The sequence below is a fragment of the Streptomyces sp. NPDC034049 genome (assembly GCF_055575575.1).
The window spans coordinates 103,502-117,198 of the sequence record NZ_JBVISJ010000021.1 but is presented as its reverse complement, the minus strand read 5'-3'; the positions used below and the strand labels follow the sequence as shown (position 1 = coordinate 117,198).

The following is a 13,697-nucleotide window of genomic DNA, read 5'->3' as shown; positions in this document are numbered from 1 at the left end:
TAGGTGGTGCCGATGGGGTGGATCGGGGGGAGGTAGACGACGTCGAAGCCCATGGCGGCGATGGCCGGGAGGCGTCGGGCGGCGGTGCGGAAGGTCCCGTGGGGCTGCTCGGGGGTGCCCTCGGAGCGGGGGAAGAACTCGTACCAGGAGCCGAACAGGGCCCGCTCGCGTTCGACCAGCAGGGGCAACGGCTCGGAGGAGGTGACCAGTTCCCGCAGGGGATGACGGGTCAGGACCTCCTCCACCTCCGGCGCCAACGCCGCGGCCAGCCGGTCGGCGGCCGGCACGGTGTCGTCGCGGAGCCTGCCGACCACCGCCACCAGGACCGCGTGCAGATCCGCCTCCGGCACCCCGGCGGCCGCCCGTACGTAGAGTTCGGCGCCCTCCTCCAGCACCAGCTCGGCGTCGATGCCGGCCGGCACCTTGATCCGGGCGTGGTGGCGCCAGGTGGCGACGGGATCGCTCCACGCCTCGACGCGGTACGTCCAGCGGCCCTCGGAGGTGGGGGTGACCCAGGCGCCCCAACGGTCGGTGCCGGGGGCCAGTTCGCGCATCGGGGTCCACGGCGCCGGACGGCCCTCCGGGTCCTTGAGCACGACATTGGCGGCCACCACGCCGTGCCCCTCGCGGAACAGCGTCGCGGTGACCTCGAAGGTCTCGCCGACGACCGCTTTCGCGGGACGCCTGCCGCACTCGACGAGCGGGCGGACATCCCTGACGGGGACGCGGCCGACGGCCGGGGCCGGAGTCGGGCTCATGGGTCTCACCTCCGCCGTGCTCGGGAATCGGCGCTGGGCCGAACGGGTGCTCTGCGGGTCCTACAGCCCTGCCGTGGAATGCCGACCGGGCGGCGGACCACCTCTGGTGGAACGGCTCTCGCCGGTCCGGGCCTTGCCGGACCCCTTACGGGCCCGGTCCTTACGGGTCTTGCCGGTGGGTTCCTGCGGGGGACGCTCGCCCTGCTCCTGGAGATAGGCGGGCAGGCTCGTTCGCAGATAGCGCTCGGCGGCCGCCACGGCCTCGCGGGCGCAGCGTTTGCCCATCAGGACGCACAGCGTGTAGCCCGAGTCCTCGAAACTGTCCCGGGCCGCGCGGTCGGTCGGGGACGCGAGCATCACGCGTTCCCAGGTGCGGTAACGCCGCAGATGTCTGGCCACCTCGTTCTTGGCGGGCAGCAGCATGCGCTGGTCCCTCCCGGCACTCTCGGCGGAGCACGCTTCCCGGGGGAGGTCGTGCACGGAGGGGCATCGACGCCTCGCGGAGCCGATGCCTTCACTCATGGTGCACGCGCCACCACCCCACGTCTTGTTGGTTCTTCAACAACCTCGGGAGTCGCTCGTGTTGCACGAATGGCGTAGCCCTCCCACTCTGGAGCTGACTCAGAAGTGATCGGTGCTCACGCTTCGTGCACGCGGGGCGGAGAGCTTCGCCGGTGAGGAGCCAACGACGATGAAGACCGCAGTGCCTCGCTACTACCACCTCGACGTGGAAGTCAGTCCGGAGCGGGTCGGGCAGGTCAGCCGCATCCTGGCCGCTCACCTCCGGTTCTGGGACCTGGAGACCCTCGTCCAGCCCGTCTGTCACAGCGCCGAACTCCTCCTGCACGCCATCGAGGAGCACGCGACCGACAAGAACACGTCGATCGAGATGTGGTGGAACGGTCAGCACCTCATCTCGGCGGTGGCCGAGAACGACCGGGAGCTGCGCCCGGACCGGGAGTTGCGGCCCTGCCTCACCCGGATCGCCGCGCTCAGCGACGGCTGGGGATGCTGCACCACCGACACCGGCAGCACGGTCATCTGGTTCACCCAGCGGGCACCCGTCGACCAGAGCGTGCCCCTGGTGCCGACAGCACCCGAGCCGGCCCTGCGCGAAGTGCTCAAGGTGCCCCGCGAGATGCCCGTCGCGGCGCTCGCCGGTGCGCCCGGCGGCGATGCCGCGGACAGCTCCGAAGCCGCGCGGTGACCGTGCGGCAGAACCGCCGAGGGGTGCCCGTGTGGAGCGGGCACCCCTACCCGCTGGGTGCCTCCTATGACGGCACCGGCACCAACTTCGCGCTCTTCAGCGAGGTCGCCGACCGTGTCGACCTCGTCCTCGTCGACGACGCGGGCCGCCATCGCGCCGTCCCGCTCACCGAGGTCGACGGTTTCGTCTGGCACGGCCGCCTCCCCGGCGTCGGCCCCGGGCAGCGCTACGGCTACCGGGTGCACGGCCCCTGGGACCCCGCCGCCGGTCACCGCTGCGATCCGGCGAAACTGCTGCTCGACCCGTACACCACGGCCGTCGACGGGCAGACGGACAACCACCCCTCCCTCCGTGAACCCGGCGCCGACAGCGCCGGGCACACCATGCTCGGCGTCGTCACCGACCCGTTCTTCGACTGGGGGGACGACCGACCGCCCCGGCGGCCGTACGCCGACACCGTCGTCTACGAGGCGCACGTCCGCGGACTCACCCGCACCCACCCCGACGTGCCCCCCGAACTGCGCGGCACCTACGCCGGGTTGGCCCACCCCGCCGTCGTCGAGCACCTCACCTCGCTGGGTGTGACCGCGATCGAGCTGATGCCGGTCCACCAGTTCGTGCAGGACGGCGTCCTCCAGGACCGGGGCCTCGCCAACTACTGGGGCTACAACACCATCGGCTACTTCGCGCCCCACAACGCCTACGCCGCCCACGGCACCCGGGGCCAGCAGGTCACCGAGTTCAAGTCGATGGTCAAGGCGCTGCACGCGGCCGGCCTCGAAGTGATCCTCGACGTGGTCTACAACCACACCGCCGAGGGCAACGAGAAGGGGCCCACCCTGTCGTTCCGCGGCATCGACAACAGCTCGTACTACCGCCTGGTGGACGGCGACTGGGCGCACTACTACGACACCACCGGCACCGGGAACAGCCTCCTGATGCGGCACCCGTACGTGCTGCAACTCATCATGGACTCGCTGCGGTACTGGGTCACCGAGATGCACGTCGACGGTTTCCGCTTCGACCTGGCCGCCACGCTGGCGCGGCAGTTCCACGAGGTGGACCGCCTCTCGGCGTTCTTCGACCTGATCCAGCAGGACCCCGTGATCAGCCGGGTCAAGCTCATCGCCGAACCCTGGGACGTCGGCGAGGGCGGCTACCAGGTCGGCAACTTCCCGCCCCTGTGGTCCGAGTGGAACGGCAAGTACCGTGACGCCGTACGGGACTTCTGGCGGGGCCGTCCCCATATGCTCGGCGAGTTCGCCTCCCGGCTGACCGGCTCCGCCGACCTCTACGAGCACAGCCGGCGCCGCCCGCGTGCGAGCGTCAACTTCGTCACCGCGCACGACGGTTTCACCCTGCGCGACCTCGTCTCCTACGACGACAAGCACAACGAGGCCAACGGCGAGGGCAACCGGGACGGCGAGAGCGTCAACCGCTCCTGGAACTGCGGAGCGGAAGGACCCACCCGGGACCCGCGCGTCCTCGCCCTGCGCGCCCGACAGCAGCGCAATCTGCTGGCCACACTGCTGCTGTCCCAGGGCATCCCGATGATCTGCCACGGCGACGAGTCGGGCCGCACCCAGCGCGGCAACAACAACGCCTACTGCCAGGACAACGAGGTCTCGTGGCTCGACTGGCGGCTCGACGACGAACGGCGCGCGCTGCTCGCCTTCACCCGCGACCTCATCGCCCTGCGCGCCGCCCATCCGGTGCTGCGCCGCCGCCGCTTCTTCCGGGGCGAGACACCGGCCCGCGCGGACCGACCGCTGCCCGACCTGGTGTGGCTGCGGCCCGACGCCCGCGCGATGACCGACGCCGACTGGGACCGCTCCGACGCCCACGCCGTGGCCGTGTTCCTCAACGGCGACGCCATCGCCGAACGCGACCACCGCGGCGGCCCCGTCGTCGACGACTCCTTCCTGCTCCTGCTGAACAGCCACTGGGAGCCGCGGGTCTTCCGGCTGCCCGGCACCGCGTACGGCGAGCGCTGGACGACCCGCGTCGACACGACCGCCGAGCCCGACGGCGTCCCGGACGAGTCCGAGTACAAGGCGGGTGCCGAGATCACCGTCGAGGCGCGGGGACTGCTGCTGCTGTCACGGCCCTCCCGGGCCGGCTGAGCGACGGCCGGCGGCCGGGGAGGGTGGTCGGGGAGGGCCGTCGGTCAGCGCTCGGTGCGCGACGTGATCGTGAACTGGGCGCCGTCGGGGTCGCGCAGCACCGCCTCGTGCGCGGTCTCGGTGAGGATCGTGCCGCCGTGGTGCTGGGCGGCCTCGACACGAGCCGCCACGTCGGAGACGGAGAAGTGGACCTGCCAGTGCGGGCGGATCGTGGGATCGGGCGCGGCCTCCAGCGCGCCGGAGGTGATCCGGGCCACCACCTCGCCCTCGCTGCGCAGGACGACCTCGTTCGCCTCGTAGCGCACCTCGCAGCAGCCGGGCCTCTCGGTGGCCCACTCCAGGACCTCGCCGTAGAAGATCGCCGCGTCGAAGGCGTCGCGGGTGTGCAGCCGGATGAAGGCCGGGGCGGCCTTGCGCCAGGTCTCCCAGTCCGTGAAGAGCGCGCCCTCCCAGATCCCGAAGGAGGCGCCGTGCCGGTCCGCCAGCAGGGCGGCGCGGCCGGGCGGGAAGGAGAGGGGGCCGACCGCGACGGTGCCACCGCGCTCTCTGGCCCGGGAGGCGGCCGCGTCGGCGTCCGACACGGCGAAGTACGGGGTCCAGGCGACCGCCATCTGCCACAGGGAGGCCACCCCGGCGATCCCGGCGACGGGCACACCGTCGGCCAGTGCGATCCGGAAGTGGTCGCCGAGCTTGGCGGTACGCCATCGCCAGCCCAGTACGGCGGCGTAGAAGTCCTCCGTGGCCGGCAGATCCCGGCTGGTCAGGCTCACCCAGCAGGGCGCGCCGAAGACGGAGTGGCTGGAGAGGACGTTCTCGTCGTCCCGGTGATCGCTGTCGCTGTTCATGGCAGTGGTTCCTGGTCTCGTCCGTCGGCACACCCCCCGGCGCACTCCAGTGTCCAACCGGATCCGGGGCCGGTGCTCGTCGAGTACCCCGAGTCGCCGTCCTGACCCCGGTGACCACGCGATCTTCGGACGGCCGTTCGGGTGATGACGGAGGCCCCGGCTGCTTGTCGTGCATGCGTTCGCGCATGCGCGATTGAGCAGGTGAGGGGAGGATTCCCTCCATGATCGACATCACGGACAGTTCCGCACCGGGGCGGCCGCCACCGGCAACGTCGTCGAGACCCTGACGTCCCGGGGAGTGCCTGAGGACGCGGCGCGGGACGCGGCCCGCGACATCGCCGAAGCGGACACCGGCAACCGCGACGACCAGGCACCGAGCGGCGACGGCCCCGCCGGCACGGCGCTGCGGGACTCCACGGACGCCATCCGCATGGACTTCGCCGTGGCCAACCAGTGGATGTTCCACGGCATGGCCATCGCCCTCGGCATCGGCCTCCTGTGCACCACTGAGGACCGCGCCCGTGCCCGGACGCGGCCCCGACGTCACGTCGACTCCCGCCGTACCAGCTCCGTCGGCAGGATCACGGCGGCCGGGGCCTCGCCGCCGATCTGCGCCAGCAGGACCCGCACCATCTCGTTGCTGATCCGGTCGTAGGGCTGGCGGATGGTGGTGAGCGCGGGGACGGACTCCGTCGCCGCCGCCGAGTCGTCGAAACCGCCCAGGGACACGTCCTCGGGGACCCGGCGACCCGCCCGGCGCAGTGCCGCGAGGGCGCCCTGCGCCATCAGGTCGGAGGCCACGAACACGGCGTCCATGTCGGGGGCCCGCTCCAGCAGCAGGTCGGTGCCCGCCTCGCCGCTCGCCCGGCTGTAGTCGCCGGAGGCGATGAGCCGCTCGTCGATCTCGACGCCCGCCTCGGTGAGCACCTCCTTGTAGCCGGCGAGGCGGTCGACACCGCCGGGCGAGTCCAGCGGGCCGGTCACGACACCGATCCGGCGACGGCCCAGCGACAGCAGATGGCGCACCATGTCACGGGCGCCGTCGCGGTCGTCGGCGGCCACGTAGCTCACCTTGGAGCCGGGGGTCATGGGCTTGCCGCACTGGACGAGGGGGATGCCCGCCTCGCGCAGCTCCTGGGCGACCGGGTCCGCGGAGTGGCTGGAGACCACCAGCACACCGTCGACGTGGCCCGCCGTGATGTACCGCGTTATCCGGCGCCGCTCGTCCTCCGTACCCGCCACCATCAGCAGCAGCGGGATGTCGTGCGCGGCCAGCGCCTGGGTGCAACAGCGCAGGAGGACGTTGAAGTTGGGGTCCTCGAAGAGTTTCTCCTGCGGTTCCGTCAGCAGGAAGCCGATCGAGTCGGAACGGCCCGTGATCAGCGAGCGGGCATGCCGGTTCACGACGTAACCCGTCCTGCGGATCGCGGCGTTGACCGCCTCGGCTGCCGTCGGGCTGACGTAGTGACCGCCGTTGAGCACGCGTGAGACGGTTCCCCTGGAGACTCCCGCCTCGCGCGCCACGTCGTGAATGGTCGGCGGTTTGCGCCTGCCCCCCGTGTTGCTCATGGTCATGACTTTACGGCTCCGGACAGCAGATCGAGGCTCCAGAACCGCTGGATGACCAGGAAGAGCGCGATCAGCGGGATCACCGCGAGCAGCGCACCCGTGATCACCAGGGTGTAGAGAGCCGGCGTGTTCGCGCCCTGTTCGAGGAGGGTGAACAGGCCCAGGGTGATCGGGAACTTCTCGTCGTCGCTGAGCATGATGTACGGCAGCAGGAAGTTGTTCCAGACCGCCACGAACTGGAACAGGAAGACCGTCACCAGCCCCGGCACCATCATCGGCAGCGCGATCCGGGTGAAGATCCGCCACTCGCTCGCCCCGTCCATCCGCCCGGCCTCCACCACGTCGGCCGGGACGGCGGCAGCGGCGTAGATCCGGGAGAGGTACACGCCGTAGGGGGAGAGGACCAGCGGCAGCAGCACCGACCAGTAGCTGTCCGCCAGGTCCGCCTTGGCCATCAGCAGGTACTGCGGGATCGCCAGGATCACCGGCGGCATCAGCACGCCGGCCATCAGCACGTTGAAGACGGCCTCGCGGCCCTTGAAGCGGTAGATCGCGAGCGCGTAGCCGCTGATCGCGGAGACGGCCGTCGACAGGAGGGCGCCGAGGCCCGCGTACAGGGCGGAGTTGCCCATCCACTGCCAGTAGATGCCGTCGCGGTAGGCGTTCAGGTCGGACAGGTTGTCCGCGAAGCCGCTGCCCGGCAGGAAGGTGAAGGTGGAGAACAGCTCGCTGCCCGACTTGGTGGCCGCGATCAGCACCCAGGCGACGGGGAGCAGACAGTAGATCGCGCCGAGCAGCAGGGTGAGCGTCGGGACGAGCGCGATCCGGCGGCGCAGCGGCGGTCCCTGGGCGGTGCCCGGTGTCGTCCCCGCCGCCGGGGCCACCTTGCGTACGGCAAGAGAACTCATCGTGCTGCCTCCTGCTTCTGACGGGAGTTCGCGGCCCTCAGGAACCCGAAGGAGAGGACCAGGGTCGCCACGGCGATGATGACGGCGCCGGCGGCCGCCGAGTGGATGTCGCCCTCGCCGAAGGCGTCCCGGTACACCTTCATCAGCGGACTCCATGTCGTGGAGACCGAGTTGGTGAGCGGCTTGAGGGTGGTGGGTTCGCTGAACACCTGGAGCGTGGCGATGATCGAGAAGAAGAAGGTCAGCACCAGCGACGGCGCCACCATCGGGATCTTGATCCTCAGCGCGATCTGCAGCGGCGTCGCGCCGTCGAGCTTCGCCGCCTCGTACACCTCGGCGGGGATCGCCTGGAGCGAGGTGTAGATGACGATCATGTTGAAGCCGGTGCCGCCCCAGATCGCGATGTTCGACAGCGCCGCGTACAGACCGCCGCCGTCCAGCAGATCCGGCTGCGGCAGGCCCAGTTTCTCCAGCACGAAGTAGAAGGGGCTGACGTCCGGGAGGTAGAGGAAGCCCCAGAGCAGGGCCGCCACGACGCCCGGGACGGCGTACGGCAGGAAGATCGCCAGCCGGGTGAAGGGGGCGAGGCGCACCTTGTCGCTGTCCAGCATCAGGGCGAAGACCAGGGCCAGGCCGAGCATGACCGGGACCACGATCGCGCCGTAGCCGAGGACGCGCAGGGTGCCGTCGAGCAGCTCGGAGTCGGTCACCGCGTCGGTGTAGTTCTCCAGGCCCGCCCACACCTCGCTGCGCGCGCCCGAGCCGAGGCCGAGGCCCTTGACCTGCACCTTGTGCAGGCTGAGCCAGACCGCGTAGCCGATCGGGAGCGCGAAGAAGAGAGCGAACAGGATCGCCGCGGGGAAGAGGAAGGCGTACGGGGCCCCCTTGACCCCGTACGACCTCCGGCGTGCGCTGGTCACTCCGCGACCTCGAAGCCCTGCTTCTTCATGTCGGCGACCGTGTCGTCCTGCATCTTCTTCAGGGCGGCGCCGAAGTCGGACTTGTTCTTGGCGGCGGCGCCGAACGCGTCCTTGAAGGTGGTGTACGCGACGTTCACGTTCGGGCCCCACGCGGAGGGCGCGGTCGTCTTCGCGATCTCGGAGGCCACGGTGTAGAAGTCGGCCTGGTCGGAGAAGAAGGCCGGCGGCTCGGCGAACGCGTCACTGGTCTGCGCGGTGGTGGCGGCGGGGTAGATGCCGCCCTCCTTCGCCAGCGCGGTCAGCGCCTCGGGGTCCGTGTTCAGCCAGGTGGCGAACTTCGCGGCGGCGCCCTTGTTCTTCGAGTCCGTGGTGACGGCCGTCGAGGAGCCGCCCCAGCTGCCGGTGGTGTTCTCGGAGGCGGACCACTGCGGCAGCGGCGCCACCTTCCACTTGCCCTCGGTGTCGGGCGCGGCCGTGGTCAGCGTGCCCGGCGCCCACACGGCGCTGACCCAGGCGATCTGCTTACCGGTGTTCAGCGCCTTGTTCCAGGCCGGGGTGTACATCGGCTGGTTGTCGATGGCGCCCTCCTTCACCAGGCCGCCCCAGAAGTCGGCGACCCGCTGCGTCGCGGTGTCGTCGATGCCGACCTTCCACTTCTGGCCCTCGGTGGTCCACCACTGGGCGCCCGCCTGCTGGGCGAGACCGGCGAAGAGACCGGAGTCGTTCGCGGAGAACGTCGTCAGGTCGAGGTCCGCGTCCGCCTTCTTCAGCTTGCGCGCGGTCTCGGCGAACTCGTCCCAGGTCTTCGGGACGGTGAGGTCGTACTTCTTGAAGAGGTCCTCGCGGTAGTAGAACATCATCGGCCCGATGTCCTGCGGTATCGCGTAGACGGCGTCGGAGCCCAGCGTGGTCTGCTGCCAGACACCGTCGGCGAACTTGCCCTTGGCGTCCTGCGCCTCGTCCGCGATGTCGGCGACGGCGTCATTGCTGACGAGCGTCGGCAGCGCCTGGTACTCGGCCTGTACCAGGTCCGGGCCCTTGCCCGCCTTGTGCGCGGTGAGGATCTTGGTGACCAGGGTGTCGCCGGAGGCCTGCTTCTTCACCGTGACGGTGATCTGCTGCTCCTTGCCGGGGCCCTTGTTCCACAGGTCCACGACCTTGTCCATGCCCGGCGTCCAGGTCCAGTACGTGAGCTTCGCCGGCCCCGACCGGGTCTCGCTCTCGTCGTCGGACCCGCCGCAGGCGGCGAGTGTGGTGGCGCCGAGCGTGACGGCGACGGCGGTGGCCACAAAGCGCCGGTGCTTCGTGATGTTGGGCATGGATCGTTCTCCCCTGACCTGGGTCCTCGCGTGCTGCGAAGACCATGCCATGCTGCTGTGAGCGTTCACAGCCAGTGCGTCTGTGAGCGTTCACAGTAGAGAAACATCCTGGACACTTGTCAATGGTTGTTGCTGTGCGGTTATGTTGGGCTCGCACCGCCGCCGCTGTGTGTGCACGTTCCCAGATGATCGATAAAACGGGAGAGATCCATGCCGGAGACCACCCCCACGGGCCTGACCAGGCTCGCCTTCGGTGGGGACTACAACCCCGAGCAGTGGCCGGAAACCGTCTGGCACGAGGACGTCCGGCTGATGCGCGAGGCCGGCGTCACGATGGTGAGTGTCGGCATCTTCTCCTGGGCCCTGCTGGAGACCTCACGAGGTGTCTACGACTTCGCGTGGCTCGACCGCCTGCTCGACCTGCTCCACGAGAACGGCATCCGCGTCGACCTCGGCACCCCCACGGTCGTCCCGCCGGTCTGGTTCTACCGCGAGCACCCCGAGGCCCTGCCCGTCGCCGCCGACGGCACCCGCTACGAGTTCGGCTCGCGCGGCGCCATCTGCCACAGCAACACCGACTACCGGGCCGCCGCCGCGAACATCACCACCCGGCTCGCCGAGCGCTACGCCGACCACCCGGCGCTCGCCCTGTGGCACGTCCACAACGAGTACGGCGTCCCCGTCTCCGCCTGCTACTGCGACTCCTGCGCCGCGCACTTCCGCCGCTGGCTGGAGCGGAGGTACGGCGATGTTGCGGCGGTCAACGAGGCCTGGGGCACCGCCTTCTGGGGCCAGCACTACACCGACTTCGCCCAGATCAACCCGCCGCGCGTGACCCCTACCGTGGGCAATCCCGGGCAGGCCCTCGACTACAAGCGCTTCGCCGACGAGACGGTCCGCGAGAACTTCGTCGCCGAGCGGGACATCCTGCACCGCCTCACGCCCGGCATCCCGGTCACCACCAACTTCATGACCGCGCTCAGCCAGTGCGACTCCATGGACTACTGGGCCTGGGGCCGCGAGGTCGACCTCGTCACCAACGACCACTACCTGATCACCGACGGCCGCCGCACCCACGTCAACCTCGCGATGGCCGCCGACCTCACCCGCTCGGTCGGCGCCGGCGCCCCCTGGCTGCTGCTGGAGCACTCCACCTCGGGCATCAACTGGCAGGCCCGCAACCCCGCCAAGGCCCCCGGCCAGATGGCCCGCAACTCCCTCGCCCATGTGGCACGCGGTTCCGAGGGCGCCATGTTCTTCCAGTGGCGGCAGTCCCGGCGCGGCGCCGAGAAGTTCCACTCGGCGATGCTGCCGCAGGCCGGCACCGAGTCGCGCGTGTGGCGCGAGGTCGTCGAACTGGGCGCGTCCCTGGACTCGCTGAGCCAGATCAGGGGCAGCCGGACCGTCGCCGACGTGGCCGTCCTGTGGGACTGGCACTCCTGGTGGGCGCAGAACCTCGCCTGGCGCCCCAGCGAGGACCACGAGGCCCGCGAACGCGCCGACGCCTTCTACGAGGCCCTCTACGACCGTCACCTCACCGTCGACTTCGCCCACCCGGAAGCCGACTTGTCGGCTTATCCCCTTGTCGTCGTTCCCGCGCTGTACCTCATGACCGAGGCCGCCGGGGACAACCTCAAGGCGTACGTCGAGAACGGCGGCACCCTCGTCGTCTCCTATTTCTCCGGGATCGTCGACGAGCACGACGCCGTCCACGAGGGCGCTTACCCCGGCGCCCTGCGGGACGTACTGGGCCTGACCGTGGAGGAGTTCTCGCCGCTGCTCGGCGGGGAGAGCGTCCGCATCACCGGCCCCGACGGCTCCGAACTCACCGGTGACGTGTGGACCGAGTTCGTCGTGACGCGCGGCGCCGAGCCGGTGTGGACCTACGCCGACGGCCTCGCCGCCGACCGGCCCGCCGTCACCCGGCACCGGCTCGGCGAGGGCTCCGCCTGGTACGTGTCGACCCGCCTCGACGCGCACGGCCTCGACGCGCTCCTCGGCTGGGCCGCCGACGACGCGGGCATCGCCCCCCGCGCCGACCTGCCGCGCGACGTCGAAGTGGTGCGCCGCGCGGGGGAGTCGGGCGACTTCCTCTTCGCGATCAACCACACCGCGCTCGACGCGAAGGTGCCGCTGGACACGGCCGGCACGGAGTTGTTGACCGGCGAACGAGCGGCGGGCCACCTGGGCGTACCCGCCGGTGCCGTCAGGGTCGTACGACTCGACGCCTGACCAGCAGATGTGGGCGGCGACCGGTCACCGAGCCGTACGGGTGACCACCGCCGCTCCCGCCCGGGGCCGTTCTCCGGCCCCGGGCACCTCCGACGCCGACCGGATCTCTGGGGACATCCGGTCGGTCCGGCGGCGCCGCGCCCACGGCCTTCGGGCGCGGCGCCGCCACCGCACCGCACACGACGGCTCCCCACCTTCGTCGAAGGGACGACGATGTTCCACGCGAGACGCGCCCTCAGGGCCCTGCTCATACCGCTGTTCGCGGGACTGGCGCTCACCACCGTGCCCGCCGGCTCGGCACACGCCGCCTCCACCCTCACCAACGGGGGCTTCGAGTCCGACGGCACCGGGACCGCGACACCGGCCAGCTGGTCGACGTACTCGGCGGGCGGACAGAACGCCGCCTCGTTCACCGAGTCCGGCGGCCACGGCGGCAGCCACCGCCTCACCCACTGGTCGTCCTCCGCGTACAAGGTGGAGACGTACCAGTACCTGTCCGGCCTGACCAACGGGAACTACAAGCTCACCGCGTGGGTGCGCTCCGGCGGCGGCCAGAACTCCGCGTACCTCGCGCTGAAGAACTGCGGCAGTCCCGAGCAGCGCACCGACATCCCGGTCTCCGCGAGCGGCTGGATCCGGATCGTCACCTCGATCGCGGTGACGAACAACCAGTGCACGATCAGCGTCAACTCCGACGCGAACGCGGGCAACTGGATCAACGTCGACGACCTCACCTTCGCGTCCGGTACGTCGGGCCTGTCCGTCAAGGGCTCCGACGTGTCCTCGCTCATCAAGAGCGAGGCCAAGGGCGGCGTCTACCGGAACAGCTCCGGCACCACCGGCGACGCCCTCGCCATCCTCAAGGGCGCCGGGCAGAACTACGCCCGCGTCAAGGTCTGGGTGAACCCCGCCGACGGCTACAACAACAAGGCGCGGGTGCTCGCCGCCGCCAAGCGCGTCAAGGCGCAGGGTATGAAGCTGCTGGTCGACTTCCACTACTCGGACACCTGGGCCGACCCGGGCGCCCAGAGCGTGCCGGCGGCGTGGGCCGGCCACTCCTACAGCCAGCTGCGGACGGACGTCTACAACCACACCTACGACGTCCTCAACGCCCTCAAGTCCCAGGGCACCACGGCCGACATGGTCCAGGTCGGCAACGAGATCAACGGCGGCATGCTGTGGACGGCCGGCTCCACCTCGAACTGGTCGCAGCTCGCCGGTCTGCTCAACTCCGGCTACGACGCGGTCAAGGCGGTCAACTCCTCCACCCAGGTGGCGCTGCACCTCGCCAAGGGCGGTGACCTGTCCGGCACCCGCTGGTGGTTCGACAACGCCGTCGCCAACAACGTGAAGTTCGACGTCATCGGCCTGTCGTACTACGGCTACTGGCACGGCACGCTCGCGGACTTCCAGACCACGCTGGACGACGCGGCCACCCGCTACGCCAAACCGGTGTTCGTCGCCGAGACGGCGTACCCGTTCCGCCTCGACAGCGAGGACTCGCACGAGAACATCATCGACCTGTCGAGCGAGCTGGTCTCCGGCTACCCGGCCACGACCGCCGGCCAGACCCGGTGGATGAAGGACATCGCGAGCATCGTCGAAGCCGTCCCCAACGGCCGCGGCCTCGGGATCTTCTACTGGGAGTCCACGTGGACCGCGGTCACGGGCAACGGCTGGGACCCGACGGACGCGGCGTCCGGCAACGGCTGGGAGAACCAGGCGCTGTTCGGCTACGACGACAGGCTGCTTCCGGCGGCGGCGTGGTTCGGCCACCGGTGAGCGCGCGGCTGACGGATCGGTGGGGGTCGTACGT

Annotated in this window: 12 protein-coding genes; 5 read left to right on the top strand and 7 right to left on the bottom strand. The window is 70.4% G+C overall.

Annotated elements, in window-relative coordinates:
• Positions 1–758: maltotransferase domain-containing protein (locus ACZ52C_RS38375; RefSeq protein ID WP_469079166.1), on the bottom strand; the 758-nt coding region annotated here is incomplete at its 3' end.
• Between the two features lie 60 nt (positions 759–818).
• Entirely contained in the window at positions 819–1,181 is a 363-nt protein-coding gene (locus ACZ52C_RS38370) for a DUF5133 domain-containing protein (protein ID WP_469079165.1), read from the bottom strand.
• Positions 1,182–1,449: 268 nt separating this feature from the next.
• On the opposite strand from ACZ52C_RS38370, the gene ACZ52C_RS38365 reads away from it, so the two are divergent.
• Both ACZ52C_RS38365 and glgX read left to right on the top strand, forming a co-directional pair.
• Positions 1,450–1,965, top strand: a complete 516-nt coding sequence (locus ACZ52C_RS38365) for a pep a2 (RefSeq protein WP_469079164.1) — start codon at positions 1,450–1,452, stop codon at positions 1,963–1,965.
• Positions 1,962–4,088, top strand: a complete 2,127-nt coding sequence (glgX, locus tag ACZ52C_RS38360; RefSeq protein ID WP_469079163.1) for a glycogen debranching protein GlgX — start codon at positions 1,962–1,964, stop codon at positions 4,086–4,088. Before ACZ52C_RS38365 ends, glgX begins: the two co-directional genes overlap by 4 nt.
• A gap of 44 nt (positions 4,089–4,132) precedes the next feature.
• On the opposite strand, the gene ACZ52C_RS38355 is transcribed toward glgX, so the two are convergent.
• Entirely contained in the window at positions 4,133–4,933 is an 801-nt protein-coding gene (locus ACZ52C_RS38355; RefSeq protein ID WP_469079162.1) for a VOC family protein, read from the bottom strand.
• A 298-nt stretch (positions 4,934–5,231) separates the two neighbouring features.
• On the opposite strand from ACZ52C_RS38355, the gene ACZ52C_RS38350 reads away from it, so the two are divergent.
• A complete protein-coding gene (locus ACZ52C_RS38350; protein ID WP_469079161.1) occupies positions 5,232–5,588 on the top strand; it encodes a hypothetical protein in 357 nt (118 codons plus the stop codon).
• Here the strand turns inward: ACZ52C_RS38350 and ACZ52C_RS38345 are convergent.
• From ACZ52C_RS38345 to ACZ52C_RS38330, 4 genes are read right to left on the bottom strand one after another with little or no spacing between them, the layout of a single operon-like run.
• Positions 5,477–6,508 (bottom strand): LacI family DNA-binding transcriptional regulator, encoded by a 1,032-nt coding sequence (locus ACZ52C_RS38345; protein ID WP_469079160.1) that lies wholly within the window; start codon positions 6,506–6,508, stop codon positions 5,477–5,479. The two genes, ACZ52C_RS38350 and ACZ52C_RS38345, sit on opposite strands and share 112 nt — an antisense overlap.
• Positions 6,505–7,410 (bottom strand): carbohydrate ABC transporter permease, encoded by a 906-nt coding sequence (locus tag ACZ52C_RS38340; protein WP_469079159.1) that lies wholly within the window; start codon positions 7,408–7,410, stop codon positions 6,505–6,507. The genes ACZ52C_RS38345 and ACZ52C_RS38340 overlap by 4 nt, the downstream gene beginning before the upstream one ends.
• Positions 7,407–8,330 carry a carbohydrate ABC transporter permease gene (locus ACZ52C_RS38335; protein ID WP_469079158.1) on the bottom strand — a complete coding sequence of 308 codons (924 nt, stop codon included), beginning with the start codon at positions 8,328–8,330 and terminating at the stop codon, positions 7,407–7,409. Before ACZ52C_RS38335 ends, ACZ52C_RS38340 begins: the two co-directional genes overlap by 4 nt.
• Entirely contained in the window at positions 8,327–9,649 is a 1,323-nt protein-coding gene (locus ACZ52C_RS38330; protein ID WP_469079157.1) for an extracellular solute-binding protein, read from the bottom strand. Before ACZ52C_RS38330 ends, ACZ52C_RS38335 begins: the two co-directional genes overlap by 4 nt.
• Positions 9,650–9,859: 210 nt before the next feature.
• Between ACZ52C_RS38330 and ACZ52C_RS38325 the strand changes: the two genes are divergently transcribed.
• Positions 9,860–11,881 carry a beta-galactosidase gene (locus ACZ52C_RS38325; protein ID WP_469079156.1) on the top strand — a complete coding sequence of 674 codons (2,022 nt, stop codon included), beginning with the start codon at positions 9,860–9,862 and terminating at the stop codon, positions 11,879–11,881.
• 213 nt (positions 11,882–12,094) lie between these two features.
• Positions 12,095–13,663, top strand: coding sequence for a glycoside hydrolase family 53 protein (locus ACZ52C_RS38320; RefSeq protein ID WP_469079155.1), 1,569 nt, complete (start codon positions 12,095–12,097; stop codon positions 13,661–13,663).
• Positions 13,664–13,697: the final 34 nt, after the last annotated feature.

Coding starts and splice junctions, on each gene's coding strand:
- ACZ52C_RS38370 (WP_469079165.1), bottom strand. CDS start 1,181: ATGCTGCTGCCCGCCAAGAACGAGGTGGCCAGACATCTGCGGCGTTAC.
- ACZ52C_RS38365 (WP_469079164.1), top strand. CDS start 1,450: ATGAAGACCGCAGTGCCTCGCTACTACCACCTCGACGTGGAAGTCAGT.
- ACZ52C_RS38355 (WP_469079162.1), bottom strand. CDS start 4,933: ATGAACAGCGACAGCGATCACCGGGACGACGAGAACGTCCTCTCCAGC.
- ACZ52C_RS38345 (WP_469079160.1), bottom strand. CDS start 6,508: ATGACCATGAGCAACACGGGGGGCAGGCGCAAACCGCCGACCATTCAC.
- ACZ52C_RS38340 (WP_469079159.1), bottom strand. CDS start 7,410: ATGAGTTCTCTTGCCGTACGCAAGGTGGCCCCGGCGGCGGGGACGACA.
- ACZ52C_RS38330 (WP_469079157.1), bottom strand. CDS start 9,649: ATGCCCAACATCACGAAGCACCGGCGCTTTGTGGCCACCGCCGTCGCC.
- ACZ52C_RS38325 (WP_469079156.1), top strand. CDS start 9,860: ATGCCGGAGACCACCCCCACGGGCCTGACCAGGCTCGCCTTCGGTGGG.
- ACZ52C_RS38320 (WP_469079155.1), top strand. CDS start 12,095: ATGTTCCACGCGAGACGCGCCCTCAGGGCCCTGCTCATACCGCTGTTC.